This window comes from Kribbella sp. NPDC023972 (assembly GCF_040639075.1).
Taxonomy (GTDB): domain Bacteria; phylum Actinomycetota; class Actinomycetes; order Propionibacteriales; family Kribbellaceae; genus Kribbella.
On sequence record NZ_JBEZZH010000017.1, the window covers coordinates 14,891 to 34,720 of the forward strand.

General features: G+C 69.6%; 20 protein-coding genes. 8 read left to right on the top strand and 12 right to left on the bottom strand.

The annotated features are described in order from the left end of the window. Positions 1 to 225: 225 nt before the first annotated feature. The 3 genes from AB0F43_RS37205 to AB0F43_RS37215 form a co-directional block, all read right to left on the bottom strand. A complete protein-coding gene (locus AB0F43_RS37205; RefSeq protein ID WP_360488327.1) occupies positions 226 to 2,826 on the bottom strand; it encodes a hypothetical protein in 2,601 nt (866 codons plus the stop codon). Between the two features lie 380 nt (positions 2,827 to 3,206). After that, complete coding sequence (acs, locus tag AB0F43_RS37210; RefSeq protein WP_360488435.1) at positions 3,207 to 5,141, bottom strand: acetate--CoA ligase; 1,935 nt, start codon at positions 5,139 to 5,141, stop codon at positions 3,207 to 3,209. 445 nt (positions 5,142 to 5,586) lie between these two features. Beyond that, positions 5,587 to 5,940, bottom strand: coding sequence for a helix-turn-helix domain-containing protein (locus tag AB0F43_RS37215; protein WP_360488330.1), 354 nt, complete (start codon positions 5,938 to 5,940; stop codon positions 5,587 to 5,589). A gap of 75 nt (positions 5,941 to 6,015) precedes the next feature. Between AB0F43_RS37215 and AB0F43_RS37220 the strand changes: the two genes are divergently transcribed. Both AB0F43_RS37220 and AB0F43_RS37225 read left to right on the top strand, forming a co-directional pair. Continuing rightward, positions 6,016 to 6,612 carry an NAD(P)H-binding protein gene (locus AB0F43_RS37220; RefSeq protein ID WP_360488333.1) on the top strand — a complete coding sequence of 199 codons (597 nt, stop codon included), beginning with the start codon at positions 6,016 to 6,018 and terminating at the stop codon, positions 6,610 to 6,612. Between the two features lie 45 nt (positions 6,613 to 6,657). After that, positions 6,658 to 7,320, top strand: a complete 663-nt coding sequence (locus AB0F43_RS37225) for an SIS domain-containing protein (RefSeq protein ID WP_360488336.1) — start codon at positions 6,658 to 6,660, stop codon at positions 7,318 to 7,320. A gap of 37 nt (positions 7,321 to 7,357) precedes the next feature. On the opposite strand, the gene AB0F43_RS37230 is transcribed toward AB0F43_RS37225, so the two are convergent. Then, positions 7,358 to 8,116 carry a GntR family transcriptional regulator gene (locus AB0F43_RS37230; protein WP_360488339.1) on the bottom strand — a complete coding sequence of 253 codons (759 nt, stop codon included), beginning with the start codon at positions 8,114 to 8,116 and terminating at the stop codon, positions 7,358 to 7,360. 208 nt (positions 8,117 to 8,324) lie between these two features. Between AB0F43_RS37230 and AB0F43_RS37235 the strand changes: the two genes are divergently transcribed. Further along, positions 8,325 to 9,272, top strand: coding sequence for a glutathione S-transferase C-terminal domain-containing protein (locus AB0F43_RS37235; RefSeq protein ID WP_360488342.1), 948 nt, complete (start codon positions 8,325 to 8,327; stop codon positions 9,270 to 9,272). Here the strand turns inward: AB0F43_RS37235 and AB0F43_RS37240 are convergent, their stop codons facing one another. Then, on the bottom strand, positions 9,273 to 9,854 hold the full coding sequence (locus tag AB0F43_RS37240) for a TetR/AcrR family transcriptional regulator (RefSeq protein ID WP_360488345.1): 582 nt from the start codon (positions 9,852 to 9,854) through the stop codon (positions 9,273 to 9,275). It abuts the gene before it with no gap. Positions 9,855 to 9,902: 48 nt separating this feature from the next. Here AB0F43_RS37240 and AB0F43_RS37245 point away from each other — a divergent pair, with 48 nt between their 5' ends. The 4 genes from AB0F43_RS37245 (at position 9,903) to AB0F43_RS37260 (ending at position 13,368) form a co-directional block, all read left to right on the top strand. Next, positions 9,903 to 10,574, top strand: a complete 672-nt coding sequence (locus tag AB0F43_RS37245; protein ID WP_360488348.1) for a haloacid dehalogenase type II — start codon at positions 9,903 to 9,905, stop codon at positions 10,572 to 10,574. A 161-nt stretch (positions 10,575 to 10,735) separates the two neighbouring features. Beyond that, entirely contained in the window at positions 10,736 to 11,950 is a 1,215-nt protein-coding gene (nhaA, locus tag AB0F43_RS37250; protein ID WP_360488351.1) for a Na+/H+ antiporter NhaA, read from the top strand. A gap of 75 nt (positions 11,951 to 12,025) precedes the next feature. Next, complete coding sequence (locus AB0F43_RS37255) at positions 12,026 to 12,466, top strand: phage holin family protein (protein WP_360488354.1); 441 nt, start codon at positions 12,026 to 12,028, stop codon at positions 12,464 to 12,466. 53 nt (positions 12,467 to 12,519) lie between these two features. Continuing rightward, a complete protein-coding gene (locus AB0F43_RS37260) occupies positions 12,520 to 13,368 on the top strand; it encodes an alpha/beta hydrolase (protein WP_360488357.1) in 849 nt (282 codons plus the stop codon). On the opposite strand, the gene AB0F43_RS37265 is transcribed toward AB0F43_RS37260, so the two are convergent. Genes AB0F43_RS37265 through nth form a run of 6 tightly spaced genes read right to left on the bottom strand, consistent with a single transcriptional unit; the run spans position 13,328 to position 17,962 of the window. Next, positions 13,328 to 14,050 (bottom strand): hypothetical protein, encoded by a 723-nt coding sequence (locus AB0F43_RS37265; protein WP_360488360.1) that lies wholly within the window; start codon positions 14,048 to 14,050, stop codon positions 13,328 to 13,330. The two genes, AB0F43_RS37260 and AB0F43_RS37265, sit on opposite strands and share 41 nt — an antisense overlap. Before the next feature lies 1 nt (position 14,051). Further along, the gene (locus AB0F43_RS37270; protein WP_360488363.1) at positions 14,052 to 14,552 is read right to left on the bottom strand and encodes a SigE family RNA polymerase sigma factor; all 501 of its coding nucleotides are present in this window, start codon (positions 14,550 to 14,552) and stop codon (positions 14,052 to 14,054) included. Positions 14,553 to 14,597: 45 nt separating this feature from the next. Next, positions 14,598 to 15,770 carry a MarP family serine protease gene (locus tag AB0F43_RS37275; RefSeq protein ID WP_360488366.1) on the bottom strand — a complete coding sequence of 391 codons (1,173 nt, stop codon included), beginning with the start codon at positions 15,768 to 15,770 and terminating at the stop codon, positions 14,598 to 14,600. Then, positions 15,767 to 16,540: a CoA pyrophosphatase gene (locus AB0F43_RS37280; RefSeq protein ID WP_360488369.1), complete on the bottom strand. Its 774-nt coding sequence runs from the start codon at positions 16,538 to 16,540 to the stop codon at positions 15,767 to 15,769. Before AB0F43_RS37280 ends, AB0F43_RS37275 begins: the two co-directional genes overlap by 4 nt. Before the next feature lie 37 nt (positions 16,541 to 16,577). Continuing rightward, positions 16,578 to 17,189 (bottom strand): TlpA disulfide reductase family protein, encoded by a 612-nt coding sequence (locus AB0F43_RS37285; protein WP_360488372.1) that lies wholly within the window; start codon positions 17,187 to 17,189, stop codon positions 16,578 to 16,580. Next, a complete protein-coding gene (nth, locus tag AB0F43_RS37290) occupies positions 17,186 to 17,962 on the bottom strand; it encodes an endonuclease III (RefSeq protein WP_360488375.1) in 777 nt (258 codons plus the stop codon). The genes AB0F43_RS37285 and nth overlap by 4 nt, the downstream gene beginning before the upstream one ends. 132 nt (positions 17,963 to 18,094) lie before the next feature. Between nth and AB0F43_RS37295 the strand changes: the two genes are divergently transcribed. Continuing rightward, positions 18,095 to 18,772, top strand: coding sequence for a Crp/Fnr family transcriptional regulator (locus AB0F43_RS37295; protein WP_131361434.1), 678 nt, complete (start codon positions 18,095 to 18,097; stop codon positions 18,770 to 18,772). A gap of 88 nt (positions 18,773 to 18,860) precedes the next feature. Here the strand turns inward: AB0F43_RS37295 and AB0F43_RS37300 are convergent, their stop codons facing one another. Further along, complete coding sequence (locus tag AB0F43_RS37300) at positions 18,861 to 19,817, bottom strand: type IV toxin-antitoxin system AbiEi family antitoxin domain-containing protein (RefSeq protein ID WP_360488378.1); 957 nt, start codon at positions 19,815 to 19,817, stop codon at positions 18,861 to 18,863. Positions 19,818 to 19,830: the final 13 nt, after the last annotated feature.

The following is a 19,830-nucleotide window of genomic DNA, read 5'->3' on the forward strand; positions in this document are numbered from 1 at the left end:
CCTCCCGCGCGCGGAGCCAGACGCGGTAACAGTGGCATTGGTCCAGGAGACTGGTGGTCGCGGTGGCGGTGGTCGAAAGCGGGTCGGTCGTCGGGTTGCGACGAGTAGCCCGCCGACGCGCGCCTCCGGCACCGCACGCACACGGCGAATCGCACGAGTGCCGCACTGTTTGGCGCGCCGTTGGGTACATGCGCGGACCGTGTCCACCAACTTCCTCGTGACGCCTTAGAAGGGAGGCGGACCGTCAGTTGCCCGGGGCTGGCCGTGAGGGTCACCTGACCGAGGGGTTACCGAACCGGTGTCGTGGCTAGGCGCGACTGGTGCGGTGTTGCTGGGGTGGAGTCGGTGGGTGATGGGGCCGCGCGCGGGCGGGTCGGTGGTGTAGCGGTGACCGGTGGGGGTGGTCAGTTTGATGGAGCCGTCGGGGTGGCTGGTGCTGGTCCAGCCCCAGGCGGGGGTGTCTTTGATGACGTGGTGGTACTCGCAGTACGGCGCTAGCCCGGTGAGGCTGGTGGTGCCGGTCTGGGCGAACGGGGTGGTGTGGTCGCGGTCGCAGTCTCGGGAGGTGCGGTTGCAGCCGGGCCAGGCGCAGACGGGGTGGCGGGCCAGGAGGGTCTCGCTCACCAACGCACCGGGGTCGTGGCGGGTGGTGGAGGCTTCCAGAACCGTGCCGTTGTGGGGGTCGGTGAGGAGTCGTCGCCAGGTGCCGTCCGCAGCGATGCGGCGGGCCAGGTCGGCGGGGATGGGGCCGTAGCCGGTGAGTTCGGCGGGGTCGTCGTCGAGGCCGAGCAAGGTGGACGCGGGGATGACGACTTCGATGTGGGGGCGGCGGCGGTGCTGGTCGGGGAGTCGGTGGCCGAGCCAGTCCAGGCCGTTGCGCAGGATGTGTTCGAACAGGTCGGCGGTCACGTCCGCGCGACGCTGTTCCGCGGTCCGGGTGTCCGCCACACGGTTGGCAGTGGCGTCCGCGGTCGGGTCCGTGCAGCGCTGTCCGGCGGTCCGGGTCTGCGTCACCCGGTCTGAGATTGCGTCGGCGGATGTGTCGGCACGGTGTTGTTCGGTGGTGGGGGCGTGGTTGATCGCACCGTCACCGCGGGTGGTGATGACAGTGCCGTTGGGGGTGCCGAGATGTGGTTCGGCGGGCGGGGGTGCCGTGGGCGGTCCGGTGTCTGCGGGACGGTTCACAGGTGCGGCGTCGTTGGGTGGCCTGTGTGACGTTGTGTCGCGAGATGCGGAGCTCGGCGGGCGTTCTCTCGTGATGTCGCGGGATGGGGTGCTCAGCGGGTGTTCTCTTGTGACGTCCCGGGACGAGTTGCCAGCGGTTCCTGACGTGGTTTCTGGGGTGTTGCTGGTGGTGTCGGTATCGCGAGCCATGGTCGCCGGGGTGGTGTTGGTCGTGCTGAGGGCCTCGGGGGTGGCGGGCGTGGGAGCCGTGTTCGTGGTGTGGGAGGCGGGGCTCTCGGTGTTCGGCAGGGTGGCATCGGTCGTGTCGGCGGGGGCGCTGTCACCACTGGTCGCGCTGGTGGACGCGGAGCCGGCGGATGCTGAACCAGTGGGCATCGTGTCGGTAGGCGTCGTAGCAGCGGGCGCCGCACTGGTGGATGCCGGGTTGGCGGGTGCCGCGTCTGCAGGCGCCGCACTGGCGGGTGCCGCGTCGGCAGGCGCCGCGCTGGCGGGTGCCGGGTTAGCGGGTGCCGGGTTGGCAGGCGCCGCACTGGCGGGTGCCGGGTTCGCGGGGGTGGTGGTGTGGCGTTTGGCGAGGGTGGCCATGGCTTGGATGGTGACCCAGATTTGCTGGATCTTGTCGGCGGTGTGGACGATCCACAGCCCGGCCATGCCGTTGGCCAGCGGGACGATCTTGCAGGTGCGGTCGGCGACGGCGGCGCGGTGCTCGTCGGCTTCCTTCGCCGCACGGTGCTTGGCGACCTGGCGGCGCAGCGACTCCAGCAGGTTCTTGTGGGTCTGCGCCGCGGCGCGCTTCAGCACATGCGCCTCGACCGCCTGGGCGGCCTGCTCGGGCAGGTCGGCGGTGGCTTCGGAGATCGCCAGGGCCTTGCCCCAGGTGAGGGCGCCACACTTCAACGCCGTATGCGTCGCCCGCAGGGTCGAGGTGAGACGCAGCGCGGTCGCGACCCGGCGCGCGACGGTCTGCTCCGACAACCCCAGCGCCAACCCGATCTCGGCGTACCAGGACCGTTCGGGGTCGATCGGGCGGCCGTTGGCGTCGTACTGGGCCGGGCGCGGTGAGACGGCGTGTTCGGCCTGGCGTTGCCGGTAGAACGACGCCATCGCCTCCACCTTGAGCGCCTCGGTCCACCCGGACTGACGGGTGGTGGCCTTCAGCAGCTCGATCAATGGCATCGGCGACATCGTCCGCGGCCGGGTCTCCTCCAGCGCAACCGCCAGGTCGCCGCCCGGCGGCAGGAACGCCCACGCCGGCGCGTCCAGGCGCAACAGCGCCCGCTCCGCCTCGTCTTGGTCGATGCCGTGCCATTCCTCCCACTCCAAGTCCTCAACGCGGGAGCACCGGCCCCGGCCCAGCAGCTCGTCGAGCTCGGCATCCCACTGGTCCTGCTCGCTGACGAACCTCGGGCCGCCCGGCGCATCGAGATCCTCAGGAAGGTAGAGATCATCCGGCACACAAACCTTGCCGGGTGGGATGGACGCGGAGGTGTGGTCGGGTCGGAGAGAGACGCTGGTCTGGTCGGGCAAGAGAGAGGTGCGGGTGTCGTTGGGTGAGCCGAGGACGCGCGTTGAGGCGTGCGTTGCGGTGTCGGCGAGGACTGGGTGGTCGTCGCCGACTTCGATGCCACACATCTCAATCATGCGTCTATATTAGAACATCTGTTCGACAGATCCAAAATGGCTTGATGCCGGTGTGGACAGTCAGATCGCTGCCAGGATTGGCGATCGCGCGCACTTGTTGCCCTCGGCAATCATTGCGGCGCCGGGGTGTCCTTCGGACTCGACGTCGGATGCGGCAACGGCGGTAAGGCGATCGAACTGGCACAGCGTGACGGCGCCGCCTCTGTGGTCGGCGGGGACATCGGCTAGGGGCTTCTCACCCCACCGGCCGTCAACGGCGAATTGTCGGGACTCGGCGACGACGTACCCGAGCTGAAGAACCGCCGCTCCGACGCGCCTGGCGTGAACTCACATCGGCCCGTACGACGACGTCGTCGTACGGGCCGAGGTGCGGAGAGCTGTCAGTCCTCGTCGGACTTCCCGGAGGCCAGGTTGGATTTGATCAGGTCCATGACCGTGGAGTCGGCGAGGGTGGTCACGTCGCCCACCTCGCGGTTCTCGGCGACGTCGCGGAGGAGGCGGCGCATGATCTTGCCGGAGCGGGTCTTGGGGAGCTCGGCGACGACCATGATCTGGCGCGGCTTGGCGATCGGGCCGATCTCCTTGGCGACGTGGTTGCGGAGCTCCTGGACCACGTCCGGGCCGCCGTCGCCGGCCTCCGAGCGGAGGATGACGAACGCGGCGATCGCCTGACCGGTGGTCGGGTCGGAGGCACCGACGACCGCGGCCTCGGCGACCTTCGGGTGCGAGACCAGCGCGGACTCGATCTCGGTCGTGGACAGCCGGTGACCGGACACGTTCATCACGTCGTCGACCCGGCCGAGCAGCCACAGGTCGCCGTCCTCGTCCTTCTTCGCACCGTCACCGGCGAAGTACATCCCCGGCCAGCGGGACCAGTAGGTGTCGACGAATCGCTGGTCGTCACCCCACAGTGTGCGCAGCATCGCCGGCCACGGCTTGGTGATGACGAGGTATCCGCCGGAGCCGTCCGGCACCGAGTTGCCGGCGTCGTCGACGACGTCCACGCTGACACCCGGGATCGCCTTCATCGCGGCACCCGGCTTGCCCGCGGTCACGCCCGGCAGCGGCGAGATCATGTGCATACCGGTCTCGGTCTGCCACCAGGTGTCGACCACCGGCGCCTGGTTGCCGCCGATGTTCTCGCGGTACCAGATGTACGCCTCCGGGTTGATCGGCTCACCGACCGACCCGATGACGCGCAGCGACGACAGGTCGAACTTCGCCGGGATGTCCGCGCCCCACTTCATGAACGTACGGATCGCGGTCGGCGCGCAGTACAGGATCGACACCTTGTACTTCTGCACGATCTCCCACCAGCGGCCCTGGTGCGGCGTGTCCGGGGTGCCTTCGTACAGCACGGACGTGGTCGCGTTCGCGAGAGCGCCGTACACGATGTAGCTGTGGCCGGTGACCCAGCCGATGTCGGCGGCGGTCCAGTAGACGTCGGTGTCGGCCTTGAGGTCGAACACGCCCCACTGGGTGTACGCCGTACCGACCAGGTAGCCGGCGGTCGTGTGCAGGATGCCCTTCGGCTTCCCCGTCGTACCGGAGGTGTACATCACGTACAGCGGATGCTCGGCGTCGAACGCCTCCGGGGTGTGATCGGTCGACTGCTTGCCGACGAAGTCCTCCCACCACAGGTCGCGGCCCTCGACGATGTTGGTGTCCTGGCCGGTACGGCGTACCACCAGGACGTTCCGTACGTCGGGGCACTCCTCGAGCGCGGCGTCGACGGCCGGCTTCAGCGCGGCCGGGGCACCACGGCGGTAACCGCCGTCGGCGGTGATCACGACACGGGCGTCGCAGTCCTGGATCCGGCCCTTCAGCGCGTCCGCGGAGAAACCGCCGAACACGACGGTGTGCGGGGCGCCGACCCGGGCGCAGGCGAGCATCGCGACCACGGTCTCGGGGATCATCGGCATGTAGATCGCGACCCGGTCGCCGGGCTGGACGCCGAGCTCGACCAGCGCGTTGGCCGCCTTGCTCACCTCGTCCTTGAGCTGGGCATAGGTGATCTCGCGGGTGTCGCCGGGCTCACCTTCGAAGTAGTACGCGATCTTGTCGCCGAGGCCGTTCTCGACGTGCCGGTCGACGCAGTTGTAGGCCGCGTTCAGCTTGCCGTCGGCGTACCACTTGGCGAACGGCGGATTGCTCCAGTCCAGCGTCTGGGTCGGCTCGACCGCCCAGGTCAGCCGCTTGGCCTGCTCGGCCCAGAACCCCTCGAAGTCGGCGGCGGCCCGCTCGTAGGCGTCGGCCTTGAGGTTGGCGTTCGCGGCCAGGTCGGTGGGTGGCTCGAACCGGCGCTCCTCGTGCATCAGGTTCGACAGGGCCTCCGACTGTGCGCCTTCGGATTGGGGTGACTCTGCATTCGTCACGTCGCGAACTCCTCCTCGCTAGCTTCGGCGCGTGGAGCGCCCGTCCCCTTTCTACCAATGCCGCCCCGCCCACGGAACCGCCCTGTCGCCCAGCAGCCCTCGATCTGCGCCGAACAGGCCCATTTCCGGGTCGTACGGCAACCGTCGCGCCAGGCGCTGGGGTCAATTCGCCGTACGACGGAACCGATTGGGTGGGTCATGCATCCGTAGAGGTGTGAACGGGATGCAGACAGGGCAGCAGGCGGTTGAGTGGATGGATCGGTCCCGGCGGAAGATCTCGCGCGCGGCCAAGCGGCGTGTCCACGCTCGGGAGCACCGCGTGCGGCGTACTCAGAAGGCTGCGCGGGCTCAGCTGCCTGTTTGGTGATGCTTCAGTGGGCCGCGTCTATGATTCGCGGGCGTCCAGCAGCTCGTCCCAGTGGTCGTTGGCCCACTCGCACATGAGCCGCATCGGTTCGAGCAGGCTGCGGCCGAGGTCGGTCAGCTCATACGTGACGCGCCGTACCGGCTCGGTGTACTCCGTCCGCCGGACGAAACCGTCGCGTTCCAGCGTCCGCAGGGACTGGGTCAGCACCTTGGGTGTCACCCGAGCCAACGGCACCCGCAGCTCGGAGAACCGTCGCGGCCCGTCCTCCAGGCAGGTGATCACCAGCGCGGCCCACTTGTCCCCGCCGATCCGGAACGGCAGCAAAGTCGACGGGCAGAGCTCCTCGAACATGTCCGCCCGCAACGCCTCCATGCCTTGCACAGTATCCAACTGGTAACCAGGCCGCCTTCTACGGTCTCGGCAGCAACGAAAACCGAGGAGGTTGTGATGGGCAAGATTCTGGTCATCGGCGCACGCGGACGAGCAGGCCGAGCCGCCGTCGACGAAGCACAGCGCCGCGGCCACGAGGTGACGCCGGTAGCGCGGACGACACAAGGCGCACCGGACCTTGTGGCTGGAGACGTGACGGATGCGGCGCGGATCGCCGAGCTGGCGGCCGGCCATGACGCGGTCATCGCGGCCGTGTACGACGGCGGCACGGACCCGGCCTTGTTCTTCCCCCAGGCCGCGCGGGGTCTCGTCGACGGGCTGCGGGAGGCCCGCCTGATCTGGGTCGGCCTGGCCTCCATCCTTCCGGGTGAGGACGGCGTACTCGTGATGGACAGCCCCGGCTATCCGCAGGAGTACCGCTCCTTCTTCCTGGCGCACCAAGCCGCCCTGGACATCTTCGCCGCCTCGTCGCTCGACTGGGTCTCGGTCGCCCCCGCCGGCGACTTCAACCACGCCGACTCCACCCGCACCGGCACCTACCGCCTGATCCCCGGCAACCCCACCGCCCTGATCTCGTACGCGGACTTCGCCATCGCGCTGCTCGACGAGTACGACCACCCGAAGCATCACCGGCAGGCGGTCGGAGTGGTCTAACCGAGTTTCTGCCCGGCGGCGGCTGGTGGCGGTAGGTTCGGGCCCATGGCTGGGGCTGAGGAGTTCATGCGGCGGGCGCTGGAGATCGCGCAACGCGCGGCGGAGACGCAGGTGGACGCGATCGGGCGGGCGGCCGAGTTGGTCGTGAACGCCAAAGTGTTCTGGGTGTTCGGGACCGGGCACAGTCACGTGATCGCGGAGGAGCTGTACGGCCGGGCCGGTGGTCTGGCGGATGTCCGCGCGGTGCTCGAGCCCGGGTTGATGTTGCACGAGGGGTTGCTGAAGAGCTCCTTGCTGGAGCGGTTGCCCGGGTTGGCCGACGTACTGCTGCAGACCAATGACATCGGCCCGGACGACGTCGTACTCATCGCGTCGAACTCGGGGCGGAACGCCGTACCCGTGGAGTTCGCGGTCGGCGCACGGGCCAAGGGCGCGAAGGTGATCGCGCTGACGTCGCTGAAGCACAGTACGGCGGTCAGCTCGCGAGCGCCCAGTGGTCAGCGGCTGTTCGAGGTCGTCGACGTGGTCATCGACAACTGCGGCGAACCAGGCGATGCCCTGATCGACGTCACCGGCAGCCCCGAACGCACCGGCGCCACCTCGACCCTCGTCGGCGCCCTCCTGGTCCAGGCCCTCACCGTCGAAATCGTCACCCGCCTCACCACCCGCGGCCAGACCCCCAACATCCTCCGCAGCCTCAACATCTAGGGGTACTGGCCCCAGGCATGGGTCGGACTCAGTCCCTCTAGGTGGCGCGGTAGGCGACGGTTATGTCGTAGCGGTCGGAGCGGTAGACGGAGCGGCCGAATTCGATGACCTCGCCGGAGGCGGTGCGGGGGGCTGAGGTGATGATGAGGCAGGGGGTGGCCGAGTCGATCTCCAGGAGTTCGGCGTCGACCGGCTCCGGTGGGGCGGCGACGATCGAGGCGGAGACCATGCCCAGGGTGACGCCCCAGCGGGAGGACAGCTCCTTGTAGAGGGAGTTCTCGCCGAAGTCGACCTCGTCGAGGCCGGGGTAGCGGTGCAGCGACAAGGCGGTCCGCTCGACCGCCATCGGCTCACCGTCGCCGGTGCGGAGCCGGAACAGGTGCAGCACCGGGGTGCCGACCGGCTCCTCCAGCTCGCGGGCCAGGTCCTCGTCCGCGGTGCCGACGCGGTGCTCGAGCACCTTGGCGCCGGGCTTGATCCCGCGGTTGATCATGTCCTGGCTGAACGACGAGGCGAGCATCCGGGACGGGCGCGGTTCGGCCACGAAGGTGCCGCCGCCGGGGCGACGGGCGGCCAGGCCTTCGGCCACCACCCGGTCCACCTCCTGCCGCACCGTCATCCGGGCCACGCCGAAACGCTCGGCGAGGACGCGCTCGGACGGCAGCACCGTGCCGACGGCCAGCGAGCGGGTGAGCTTCTCCAGAATCTCGCGGATCTGGTCACCCTTCGGCCGATCGGTCCGAAGCTCCGTGGGGAGTTCGGCGAGGTCGCCGGGGTTGTTCCTTGGGCGGGCCATGAGGTCAGTATCCCTGGGAATGTGCCCGGCAAACCGGTTGCCGGGGGACGCGAGCCGGGGCGTGCTCCTGATCGTTCGGTGGGGCCGGCTGTCCGCGGCGGCGCTGTCGCGGACAACCTTGTCAGCCAGACTGTAACGTCCGGTCCCGGCTCACGGCCAGTGACCGGCCGGACTGGGCGATTCCCGGGGCGGGGGTAGTTTGAACGCTATGAGCCCCGCACAGTTCGTGAAGGAAAGCGCACCGGGCGGCGAATGGAAGCGGCAGGGCAACAGGTTCGTCGACCGGATCAGCCGCGACTCGGCGTCCGGGCCGGGCGAAGGGCCGGACGAGCAGGGCCGCTGGCCGGTCGAGCCGGGGCGCTATCGGCTCGTGGTCAGCCTGGCCTGCCCGTGGGCGCACCGATCGGTGATCGTGCGCAAACTGCTCGGCCTGGAGGACGCGATCAGCCTGGCGATCGTCGACCCGATCCGGGACGAGCGCGGCTGGCGGTTCACCCTCGATCCGGCCGGCCGTGATCCGGTGCTCGGCGTCGAGTTCCTGTCCGACCTCTACCGGCGGACAGATCCGTCGTACGACGGACGCGTCACGGTGCCGTGCATCGTCGACACCGTCACCGGGCTCGTGGTCACCAACGACTACCCGCAGATCACCCTGGACCTCTCGACCGAGTGGACCGAGTACCACCGGCCGGACGCGCCGCGGCTGATCCCGGCCGACCGGGCCGAGCTGGACCAGCTGATCGACGAGATCTACCGGGATGTGAACAACGGCGTCTACCGCTGCGGGTTCGCGACCACGCAGGAGGCGTACGAGGCGGCGTACGACGCTCTGTTCGCGCGGCTCGACGTCCTCGAGGAGCGGCTGGCGGACCGGGACTACCTGCTCGGGGACACGTTGACCGAGGTCGACATCCGGCTGTTCACCACGCTGGTCCGCTTCGACGCGGTGTACCACGGGCACTTCAAGTGCAACCGGAACAAGCTGACCGAGTTCCCGAACCTCTGGGCCTACGCGCGCCGCCTCTACGCGCTCCCGGCCTTCGGCGAGACCGTCGACTTCGACCACATCAAGCGGCATTACTACCTCACCCACCACACCATCAACCCGAACGGCATCGTCCCCAAGGGCCCCGATCCGCGCGCCTGGACCGCGTGATCAGGGCGCGAGTGCCGTCAGAGCAGCGGTGACCGCGGCTTTGAGCTGAGCCCGGGAGGCCCCTGACCGGGAGCGAAGGTTGACGGCGTAGGCGAGCAGCGTGAGCATCTCCGCCGCGCCCTCCACGTCGACCCCTCGCCGCAGCTGGTTCTTGCCATCGGCAACCTTCAGCGCGCTCGCGAAGGCGTCCCGCAGTACGGCGTGATGCTCGGTCAGCAGCGCCCGGACGGCCTCCGGCGGACTGTCCGCGTTCGCGTTCGAGACCAGGCAGCCCCAGCCGGCGAACTCACCGGTGCACCGCAGCCTGAGCAGCCGGTCGAAGAAGGCGGCGACACCGGGCAACCCACGCCCGTCCGTCGCCAGCCGGTCGAACATCGGCCGGGACCTCTGGTCGAGGTAACGCCGGACCGCCGCGAGGTAGAGCTCGTCCTTGCCGCCGAACGCGTTGTAGAGACTCGACCGGCTCAGGCCAGTCGCCGCCACGACGTCCTGGATGCCGGTCGCCGCCACGCCGCGTCGCCAGAACAGCAACTCGGCCGAGGCCAGCGCGGCCGCCTCGTCGAAGTGTTTGACATCCGCCATGCCGGTCATCTTATCTTGGAACGACCGGTCCAAGATAAGGGAGCTGCGATGGTCGACGTGCTGGTACTCGATGTCAACGAGACGTTGTCGGATCTCGAGCCGATGCGGGACAGGTTCGTCGCCGCCGGCCTGGCGGCACACAGCCTGGACACGTGGTTCGCGTCGACCCTGCGGGACGGGTTCGCGCTCACCGCGGCCGGGACGTACGCCGACTTCCGCACGGTCGGCGTCGACGTACTGACGGCCCAACTCGTCGCCGCGGGTGTCGAGCCCACCGAGGAGATCATCGGGAGCGTCCTGTCCGGCATGACCCAACTGTCGCTGCACCCGGACGTCGAGCCGGGTCTGCGCCGGCTGCGCGACGCTGGGTTGCGGATCGTCACGCTGACCAACGGCTCGGCGGCGATGTCCGAGCGGATGTTCACCGAGGGCGGGATCATGCCGCTGCTCGAGCACCGCCTCGACGTCGCGACTCCGCAGCGATGGAAACCGCATCCGGCCGCGTACCAGCACGCCGCCGACGTGTGCGGCGTACCGGTCGAGCGGATGGCACTGGTGGCGGTGCACCCCTGGGACATCGACGGTGCGCGCCGGGCCGGGCTCCAGGGCTACTACCTCGACCGGCGCGGAACGCCGTACCCGAAAGCATTCCTCGATCCTGATCTGGTCGTACCCGACCTGCTCGCGCTCGCGGACGCAGTTCAGGAGAGGGCGAAGTAAATCACGCGGGCGAGGCGGACAGCACCCGGTAGAATCGGGGGCGTTGGAGTCGCCGTCCGACTGGTCATGACGACCCAGCATGGTGTGCCGGGAAGCCTGGTCGGCGTGGGTGTGGTGACGCGCCCAGGTCCGAACGATCCCCGACCGAAGGGCGCCTGACCATGAGCCAGACCCCGCGGATCCGGCAGAAGAAGCGTGCGTTCCCCCGCGTCCTGGGGCGGGAGCGAGCGTTCCTCGCCGACACCCTGCGCGCCGAGACCACCGGCGGCCTGCTGCTGCTCGCCGCCGCCATCGCCGCCCTCGCCTGGGCCAACTCGCCTTGGCAGGACACCTACCACCACCTGCGCGAGACCGAGCTCGGACCACTCAGCGTCGAGGCCTGGGCGTCGGACGGTGCGCTGACCTTGTTCTTCTATCTGGCTGGGGTCGAGCTGAAGCGGGAGTTCGTCGTCGGCACCCTGTCCAAGCTCAGTGAGGCGGTCGTGCCGGTGGTCGCGGCCGTGGCCGGAATGGTGCTCCCGGCAATCATCTACCTGGTGGTGAACCTCGTCGCCGAGCATGGCCGGACGGATGGCTGGGCGGTGCCGACGGCAACGGACATCGCCTTCGCACTCGCCGTACTGGCGATCGTCGGCTCGTCGCTGCCGAGCGCGCTGCGCGCGTTCCTGCTCACCTTGGCGGTGGTCGACGACTTCGGCGCGATCGTGGTGATCGCCCTCTTCTTCGCCCACGGGTTCCACCCCTTCCAGCTGCTGGCCGCGGTCGCGCTGATCGCGCTCTGGTACGTGTTGCAGCGCCGCCGGATCCGGACGCCGCTCCTGTACGTGCCGATCGCGATCGCCGCGTGGTGGTTCATGCACGAGTCGGGGATCCACGCGACCATCGCCGGGGTCGCGCTCGGCCTGGTCACCCGGGTGGTCGCGGACCCGGGCGAGGAGCACGCGCCGGCCGAGCGGATCGAGCACCGGCTCCGGCCCTGGTCCGCCGGTGTCGCCGTACCGCTGTTCGCCTTGTTCGCGGCCGGGGTCACGTTGAGCGGGGGCGCCGTCCGGGAGATGCTGACCGACCCGGTCGCGATCGGGGTGGTCGCCGGGTTGCTGCTCGGCAAGGTCATCGGCGTGTTCGGCGGATCCTGGCTGACCGCGCGGTTCACCCGGGCCGAGCTGAACTCCGACCTGTCCTGGCGGGATGTGGGCGCGGTGTCGGTGCTGGCCGGGATCGGTTTCACGGTCGCGCTGCTGATCGCACAGCTGGCCTTCGGCGACGATGCCGCCCAGGTCGAGCGGGCGAAGGCCGCCGTACTGGTGGCATCCCTGCTGGCCGCTCTGATCGCGGCGCTGCTGCTGTTCCGGCGCAATCGGGAGTACGCCGAGTGACGTTCTCGCCTCGGGGTACCCGTACTTCGACGGAGTCGGCGGTAGTGTCGGGGGACGGAGCCTGGAAGGAGTGCCATGTCGATGGGGCCGAACGGGAGTGAGCCCACGGTCGGGCAGCTCGTCGCGAACGCCAGCAAGGATCTGTCCAACCTGGTCCGCAGTGAGATCGAGCTGGGCAAGACCGAGCTGAAGAAGACCGCGGTGGCGGCCGGGACCGGGGCCGGCATGTTCAGCGGCGCCGCCTTCCTGTCCTTGCTGGCGGTCATCCTGCTGTCCATCGCCGCGGCGTACGGACTCACCGCCCTCGGTCTGCACCCGGCGCTGGCGTTCTTGATCGTCGCCGTGTTCTACCTGTTGATCGCCGGCCTGCTGGCGCTACTCGGCAAGCGCAGCATCGGCAAGGCGAAGGGTCCGCAGCGCGCGATCGAGACCTCGAAGGAGTCGGTCGAGGCGATCAACAAGGCGATCGGCAGGGGCGACCAGATCGAGCCGGCCGAATCGAGCGTGCGGCGCTGAGTCCGGCGGGTGTCGTCGACCTGCTGGTCGACGGGCCCTGGTCGCACTCGCTGGTGGCGGCCAACGGGGCCCGGTTTCATGTCGCGGAGTGCGGGCCGGCCGACGGCCCGCTGGTGCTCTTCCTGCACGGCTTCCCCGAGTTCTGGTGGGCCTGGCGCCACCAGCTGCCGGTCGTCGCCGCGACCGGCCGCCGCGCCGTCGCCATGGACCTGCGCGGGTACGGCGCCAGCGACAAGACTCCGCGTGGTTACGACCCCTACACCGCCGCTGCGGACGTCTCCGGCGTCATCCGGTCGCTCGGCGCCACGGACGCCGTCGTCGTCGGTCACGGCTGGGGTGGCTTCATCGGCTGGTCGGCCGCCGTACTCACCCCACGACAGATCCGCGGGCTGGCGGTCGTCTCCGCACCGCACCCGTTGCAGCTGGCTCGATCCGGTCAGGCGAAGGCACTGAGCCACACAGCCTGGTTCCAGCTGCCGATCCTCCCGGAGCGTCGCCTGCTCGCGCAGGACGGCGCCCACATCGAGCGGCTTCTCCGCGGCTGGTCCGCACCCGGCGGCGCCTTCCCCGACCCCGAGTCGTCGCGTCGCTACCGCGCCGCGCTGCAGGTCTGGCCGGCACCGCACTGCGCCCTCGAGTACCACCGCTGGTTCGCCCGCTCCCGGCTGCGCCCTGACGGTCGAAAGTACTCAGCCAGGATGCGTACGCCGGTCGCCGTACCCGTGCTGCAGATCCACGGGGCCCAGGACCCGGCGGTGTCCCCGACCGCGGTGACGGCGCCGCACCTGGTCGCGGCTCCCCTCCGCCACGAGCTCCTCACCCCGGCCGGTCACTTCCCGCACGAAGAGGTCCCGGACCTGTTCAACAGCCAACTCGTGGGCTGGCTGGCGTCGTTCGACTGAGTGGACAGCCCCCCGCCGGCACTGTTCCCTCCCCCACGCCAACCGTGCCAGTTGCCGTCCACGCATCTCTTACCTTCTCGACCCGATACGTCTGCGCGTAGCCGTAGTCGCAGTTGTAGCTGATGCTGACCCGGACCTCCTTGTGGTCTCCCTGAGTGACAATCTCCCCGACCGCGATGCCGGCGATCCGCGCCGTGGTGCACGACTGCGTGAAGACTGCCTGCGTCGGCCACCGGACCGGCGCGACCGTACCGGCGAGCTGGGAGATCCGCTGCTTGACGGCAGGTGAGAACTGTGCGGCGCGGCTCTCCTGCCGGGCCTGAATGCCCACGCCGGACGGACGATCCAGGACCTCCAGCGCCGACCAGCCCTCCGGCGGGGCGAACCGCCGCGCCATCGCCGTGATCGCAGCGGCCCAGATGTCGGCGTTCTGGGTCGCATCCGCCGACGCACCCGCCACGCCCGAGGTCGCCACCGGCGGCGCCGGATCCGCGTCACGGCCGCGGTTGACGCCGTACAGGATGCCGGCGAGCACGGCGAGCACCGTCGCGGCCGCCAGCAGGACCGGCGCGACCGACCACTGGCGCGTGGTTGCCTCAGGCAAACTGTCGGCCAGTTTCTCCTTGTCCGCAAAGGTTTCGCGGAGCAGCTGCTCGAGCTCTTCGTCTGTCAGCTTGCCCATCTCAGCGCTCCTCCTCCGCGGGCAGATTGTTCCGTAGTGCCGCCAGCCCCCGGGCTGCGTTGGACCTGACCGTGCCAGGCGCGCACCCGAGGACGGCGGCGATCTCGTCGTCCGGCAGGTCTTCGTAGTACCGCAGCACCAGTACGGCGCGCTGCTGCCGGGGCAACTGCGCCAGCAAGCGCCAGGCGGCGTCGCGCTGGGCCTGCCGGGCACCGATGTCCTCGCCGGACGGCACGTCGGCCGGCTCGGCGACCGACAGCTCCCGATTCTTCAGCAGGCGGCGCCAGCTGAGGAACTCGTTGACCACCATCGTCCGCAGGTAGGCCTCCGGGTTGTCCAACTCCTGGATCCGGTCCCACTTGCGATGCGCCCGGGCGAACACCGTCTGGACCAGGTCCTCCGCGCTGTGCACCCCGCCGGTCAACATCAGGCCGAGCCGCAGCAGTCGCCGCTCGGTCGACACCACCAGTTCGTCGAACGACAACGTCCCCTCCGTCGCCACCGTCATATCCCTAGAACGCGGCGGCGGCGCGGATCTGCTGCATGGTCAGGTGCAGGTTCTGGTGGAGACTTCCTGGGTGGCCGTCGCACCTTCGCGGGCGTCGTCGGAGACCTGCTCCGCGGTGAGCACGTAGCCGGTGCGGTTGTCCTCCACCGAGGCCGCGAACACCACGCCGTACACGGTGCCCTTGTTGGACAGCAACGGGCCGCCGGAGTTGCCGGGGCGGACCGAGGCCCAGATCGAGAACGCCTCCCGGGTGACCGTCCGGTCGCCGTAGATGTCCGGGCCGCGGAGGCGCTCCTCCGAGCGGATCCGGGCCGGCTCGGAGTCGAACGGGCCGTTCTCCGGGTAGCCGAGGACGACGGCCGGGTCGTCGGCCTTGCCGGTGAAGTCGAAGCTCAGCGGCTGGATCCTCAGCCTCGGCACGTACAGCACCGCGATGTCGACCTCCGGGTCGAACACCACCACGGTCGCCTCGTACGACTGCCCGTTGACCTCGACCTGCGGTGAGCCGACGCCGGCCACCACGTGGGCGTTCGTCATCACCCGCTGCGGCGCGTAGACGAAGCCACTGCCCTCGAGACCGCGCGAGCAGTTCGCCACCCCGGTGATCTTGGCGATCCGGCTGTACGCCGCGCGGACGGGCTGCTGCCGGGCGATCTCGCCGTCCGGCGGCTGGGTCTCCCGGATCCGCTCCGGCACGAACGGGTCGAGGAACCGCGGGAACAGGTCGGTGTTGACCACGTCGTTGAACGCCTGCAGCGCCTGGTCGGCCCGGCTGGGCAGGACCTGGTCCACCTTCGCCAGCACCTGCGAGCCGCGCACCGCGGACGTCACGCTCGGGATCCGCGCACCGCTCACCGCGACGCCGAGCACCCAGGACACGATCAGGACCGACACCGCGGCCAGCGCGGCACCGCCGAGCGCGTCGAGGAACCTCACCGGCCGCCAGGACACCTTGTTTCTCAGTCTGGACCCGAGTACGGCGCCTATCGTGCGGCCGATCGAGGCCAGGATCACCACCAGTACCAGGGCCGCGAACGACACCGAGACACTCGGCGAGAAGTTGTCCAGCACCCGCGGCACCACCCAGACCCCGACCGCGGCACCGCCGAGCAGGCCGAGGGTGGCGCACGCGCCCAGCACGAAGCCCTCGATGTATCCCGATATCGCCACCAGCCCGGTGACGATCAGCAGCGCGTAGTCGAGCTTGCTCACTCCACACCTTCCGGCTCGTCACCTGTCGACCGGCTGAGGTCGTGCTCGATGGCGGTCAACCGCCGCACGTCCTCGGGCCGCCGTCCCTCACTCCGCCAGGCCGCCTCGACCAACCGGTCGGGCAACGGTACGACGACCGAGGGGTCCCAGTCGCGCGACCAGCCACCCAGGACCAGCAATTTGTCCAGCAATCCGGCGGTGAAACCCCAGATGTAGAGGTTGCCGATGGTGAACGCCGGGCCGGTGAACCCGGACGGGTGCAGGCAGCTGATCCGGTTCGCCGGGTCGGCCAGCGCGTGCACGGACACGTTGTGCACCGACGCGACCTCGGCCGGGTCGACCACCGCGACCGGAGACGGCTCCCGCCACCAGGCCAGCACCGGTGACACGCCGAAGTTGCTCACCGGGACCCACAGGGCCGGCCAGATCGCGAACGGCACGATCCCGGCCGGATCCACCCCGGTCTCCTCCTCGGCCTCCCGCAACGCGGTCCGCACCAGGCCCGCGTCACCGACGCCGTCCTCCGGATCGACAGCGCCGCCTGGGAACGCCATCTGCCCGGCATGCCTGCGCAGCGTCCAGGCCCGCTCGGTGAGCAGCACCTCCGGCCCTTCGTTGCCGTCAGCAAGCAAAATCAGGACGGCGGACTTCCGCACCGACGGGTCATCAGGCGGCAGGAACCGGGACAGCTGGGTCGGGTCCACTTCCTCGGACGCCTTCGCCAGCGGCGTCAGCCAGTCCGGGATCTCCACCCCTTCGAGGGTCATCATGACCCCGCCGGCGCGGAAGGCCAGGCCAAAAGCACTCTCACGGCGTCACTCCCAGCTTGTCCTGCACCAGCTGGTCGAGCTGCTGCTGCGACTTGAAAGGCCCGTGGTGAACGTAGGTCACCGCGCCGTCCAGGTCCACGAACGCGGTCACCGGCGGACCCCCGATCTTGAACGGCTGGTGCAGCACCTTGTCCGCATCGACCAGGTGCGGGTAGGTGAGCTCGTGCTCGATGGCGAACTTCACCGCCAGCTCGGCGCGCGGATCGTCGTAGTCGATCCCGAGCAGCTGGACCTTCCCGCCCGCCTTCTTCTGCAACTCGGCCAAGTACGGCGCCTCGGCGCGGCACGGCGGGCACCACTGCGCCCACACGTTCACCAGCAGGGGCCCGCGCAGGTCGGCGAGCCGGATGTCCGGGCCGTTGCCGAGGCACGGCAGGCTGACGTCCGGGAGTCCGTTGCTGACCGGGGGCCTCGAGGGTGTGGACGGACAGGCGGTCAGTTTGTCCGCGCCGGCGACCGCGCTCCGGCTGCTGGTGGCCTGCGGCTGGGTGCCGTCGGCCTGCTCGGGTCCGCACCCGGCCAGGCCGGCCACCGCGACCAGGCCAGCGATCAGGCACCGCGTCGTACGGAGTCCGAGCTTGAAGTTCACGCGGGGACCTTCACCAGCTTCGCGGCGACCTCGGGGTCGGTCGGGCCGGCGCCGTACGACGGGCACCACTGGGCCACCGGGCAGGCGCCACAGGCCGGCTTCTTGGCGTGGCAGCGCCGGCGGCCGTGGAAGATCAGCCGGTGCGACAGCATCGTCCAGTCCTTCTTCGGGAACAAGGCGCCGATGATGTGCTCGACCTTGACCGGGTCCTCCTCGGTGGTCCAGCCGAACCGGCGGACCAGGCGGCCGAAGTGCGTGTCGACGGTGATGCCGGGCACACCGAACGCGTTGCCGAGCACCACGTTCGCCGTCTTGCGGCCGGTGCCGGGCAGCTTCACCAGCTCCTCCAGCTTGCCCGGGACGACTCCGTCGTACTCGTCGACCAGGGCCTGGCCGAGCTTCATCACGCTGTTGGTCTTGGCCCGGAAGAAACCGGTCGGCTTGAGGATCGCCTCCAGCTCCTCCCGGTCGGCCTCGGCGTACGCCTGGGCGGTCGGGTACTTGGCGAACAGGGTCGGGGTCACCTTGTTCACCATCACGTCCGTGGTCTGGGCCGACAGGATGGTGGCCACCAGCAACTCGAGCGGGTTGGTGAAGTCCAGCTCGCAGTGAGCGTCCGGATACGTCTCGGTGAGCACCTTGTGCATCTTCCGCGCGCGGCGGACCAGCTGGGTGGAAGTCTCATCGGTATAGACCGGGGCCTTGCGGGGCAGCTTCAAAGGCGGCTGGGTTTCCCGCTCTGTTTCCCGCTCGGCGACACGCTGGGATGGCATGGATGCAAGCCTACGTGGCGTGGCCGACACCCGAGGGGCTACGGTTTTGGGGCAACCGGGTGGTAACGGCCCGGTGCCGGGCGAGTCCGCACCCCGCCCGTAAGTCGTGGTCCAAGGTCCTAGGAGGCCCAAGTGGATGCCGCAGTGCTCCGACAGGCACCGCTGTTCAGTCAGCTCGACGACGAGGCAGCCGACGCTCTGGCCGCGTCGATGACCGAGAACCGGCTGCGCCGCGGCCAAGTCCTGTTCCACGAAGGCGACTCAGGGGACCGGCTGTTCGTCGTGGTCGAGGGCAAGGTCAAGCTGGGCCGCACCTCCGCCGACGGCCGGGAGAACCTGATCGCCGTCCTCGGCCCGGGCCAGATGTTCGGCGAGCTGTCCCTGTTCGACCCGGGTCCGCGGTCCGCGACCGTGACCGCGGTGACGGACGCCTCGCTGATGTCGCTCACCCACGACGAACTGCTCCGCTGGCTGGCCGGCCGCCCCGAGGTGGCCCGCGGTCTGCTGCTCCAGCTGGCCTCCCGGCTGCGCAAGGTCTCCGACGTGGTGGCCGACCTGGTGTTCTCCGACGTACCGGGCCGCGTCGCCAAGGCCCTGCTCGACCTGGCCAGCCGCTTCGGCCGCACCGCCGACGACGGCGTACACGTCCACCACGACCTCACCCAGGAGGAGCTGGCCCAACTCGTCGGCGCCTCCCGCGAAACGGTCAACAAGGCCCTCGCCGACTTCGCCTCCCGCGGCTGGGTCCGCCTCGAACCCCGCTCCGTGGTCCTCCTCGACGTAGACCGCCTCCAACGCCGAGCCCGCTAGGAGTTCCCCCGCCCCATTTGCCTGGCTAACCACTGAGGTGGTGGGTTCTGCACCCGGAATCAGGGTGGAGAACCCCCAACTTGGTGGGTCAACCAGCGAAACGGGTACGGCGGGATCGGTCGAAGGCGCTGCGGATGGTCATCGCTGTCCGGGCGGGGTACGCGAGGTCGGTCCAGGTTGTTCGGACGACCTGCTGACCTAGGGCTCGTAGCCGATCCTCGCGGTTCTTCTCGTGGATCAGTACCTCGCGGGAGCCGTCGGCGTACTTCATCAACCCCTCGAACTCGACCACGGTGTCCTGCTCGGGAAAAGCGAAGTCGACCCGGCCGACGAAACCCGCCGCGTCGTCGAAAGCCGCCTGCAGCACGGGCGTCGGCAGTCCTTGGTCGTGCATCAGCACGCGCAACCGCGACTCGCCGACCGACTCGGCCAGCGGATCGGCGAAGGCCAGGGCGGCGCGGATCGTCGGGCCTCCCGGCCAATGCTCCGTCAGCTCGAGGACCCGGCGCAGTTCGTCCTCGGTGAGCCGCCCACTCCGCACTACGGCGTCCGCGCTCACTACCGCCGCCTCGAAGGACGCCTCGCCGGCGGTCTCGACCAGAGCCCGGGCAACCGCCGTCACCACCAGGCCGTCGACCGCATCGAGGTCCGGTGAGGTTAGCTGACCCCGATGGTGCCTGACCCCAGCCGACGGCCCGCTTCGCCAACCGCTAGACCTGGTCAACTGCACTTCGGCGAGATCGGCACCCCACACCGGTACGCCGTGCATGATCAGCGCAGAGTGATGACTGATCACAGCCGTCCCCGGGCGCATCGAGTTCATAGCAGCGTGCACGAGACGCCGGTGCCGGCAGATCTCCCGCTCCCACGGCGCCAGGTGGGTGAGGTCAGCGCGCTCGGCGTACTGCCCATGGCGCACTCGTTCCCACCGGCCGTCGCCGAGACGTTCCTTGATCTGCTCAGGCGTGTAGCCGGCGCCGATCGCCTGGCGACGGCTGAACACACCGCCTTGCTGGACAGCCACCGCCTTGAGCTGAGGGTTCACCCACCCAGCATCA

What these genes read in the sequence shown, in the direction of transcription:
- AB0F43_RS37280 (WP_360488369.1), bottom strand. Translation starts at nt 16,540, where the DNA reads ATGATGACCCTCGAAGGGGTGGAGATCCCGGACTGGCTGACGCCGCTG.
- AB0F43_RS37235 (WP_360488342.1), top strand. Translation starts at nt 8,325, where the DNA reads ATGAGCCCCGCACAGTTCGTGAAGGAAAGCGCACCGGGCGGCGAATGG.
- nth (WP_360488375.1), bottom strand. Translation starts at nt 17,962, where the DNA reads ATGCCATCCCAGCGTGTCGCCGAGCGGGAAACAGAGCGGGAAACCCAG.
- AB0F43_RS37255 (WP_360488354.1), top strand. Translation starts at nt 12,026, where the DNA reads ATGTCGATGGGGCCGAACGGGAGTGAGCCCACGGTCGGGCAGCTCGTC.
- AB0F43_RS37205 (WP_360488327.1), bottom strand. Translation starts at nt 2,826, where the DNA reads ATGATTGAGATGTGTGGCATCGAAGTCGGCGACGACCACCCAGTCCTC.
- AB0F43_RS37240 (WP_360488345.1), bottom strand. Translation starts at nt 9,854, where the DNA reads ATGGCGGATGTCAAACACTTCGACGAGGCGGCCGCGCTGGCCTCGGCC.
- AB0F43_RS37265 (WP_360488360.1), bottom strand. Translation starts at nt 14,050, where the DNA reads ATGGGCAAGCTGACAGACGAAGAGCTCGAGCAGCTGCTCCGCGAAACC.
- AB0F43_RS37225 (WP_360488336.1), top strand. Translation starts at nt 6,658, where the DNA reads ATGGCTGGGGCTGAGGAGTTCATGCGGCGGGCGCTGGAGATCGCGCAA.
- AB0F43_RS37220 (WP_360488333.1), top strand. Translation starts at nt 6,016, where the DNA reads ATGGGCAAGATTCTGGTCATCGGCGCACGCGGACGAGCAGGCCGAGCC.
- AB0F43_RS37215 (WP_360488330.1), bottom strand. Translation starts at nt 5,940, where the DNA reads ATGGAGGCGTTGCGGGCGGACATGTTCGAGGAGCTCTGCCCGTCGACT.
- AB0F43_RS37245 (WP_360488348.1), top strand. Translation starts at nt 9,903, where the DNA reads ATGGTCGACGTGCTGGTACTCGATGTCAACGAGACGTTGTCGGATCTC.
- nhaA (WP_360488351.1), top strand. Translation starts at nt 10,736, where the DNA reads ATGAGCCAGACCCCGCGGATCCGGCAGAAGAAGCGTGCGTTCCCCCGC.
- AB0F43_RS37230 (WP_360488339.1), bottom strand. Translation starts at nt 8,116, where the DNA reads ATGGCCCGCCCAAGGAACAACCCCGGCGACCTCGCCGAACTCCCCACG.
- acs (WP_360488435.1), bottom strand. Translation starts at nt 5,141, where the DNA reads ATGCACGAGGAGCGCCGGTTCGAGCCACCCACCGACCTGGCCGCGAAC.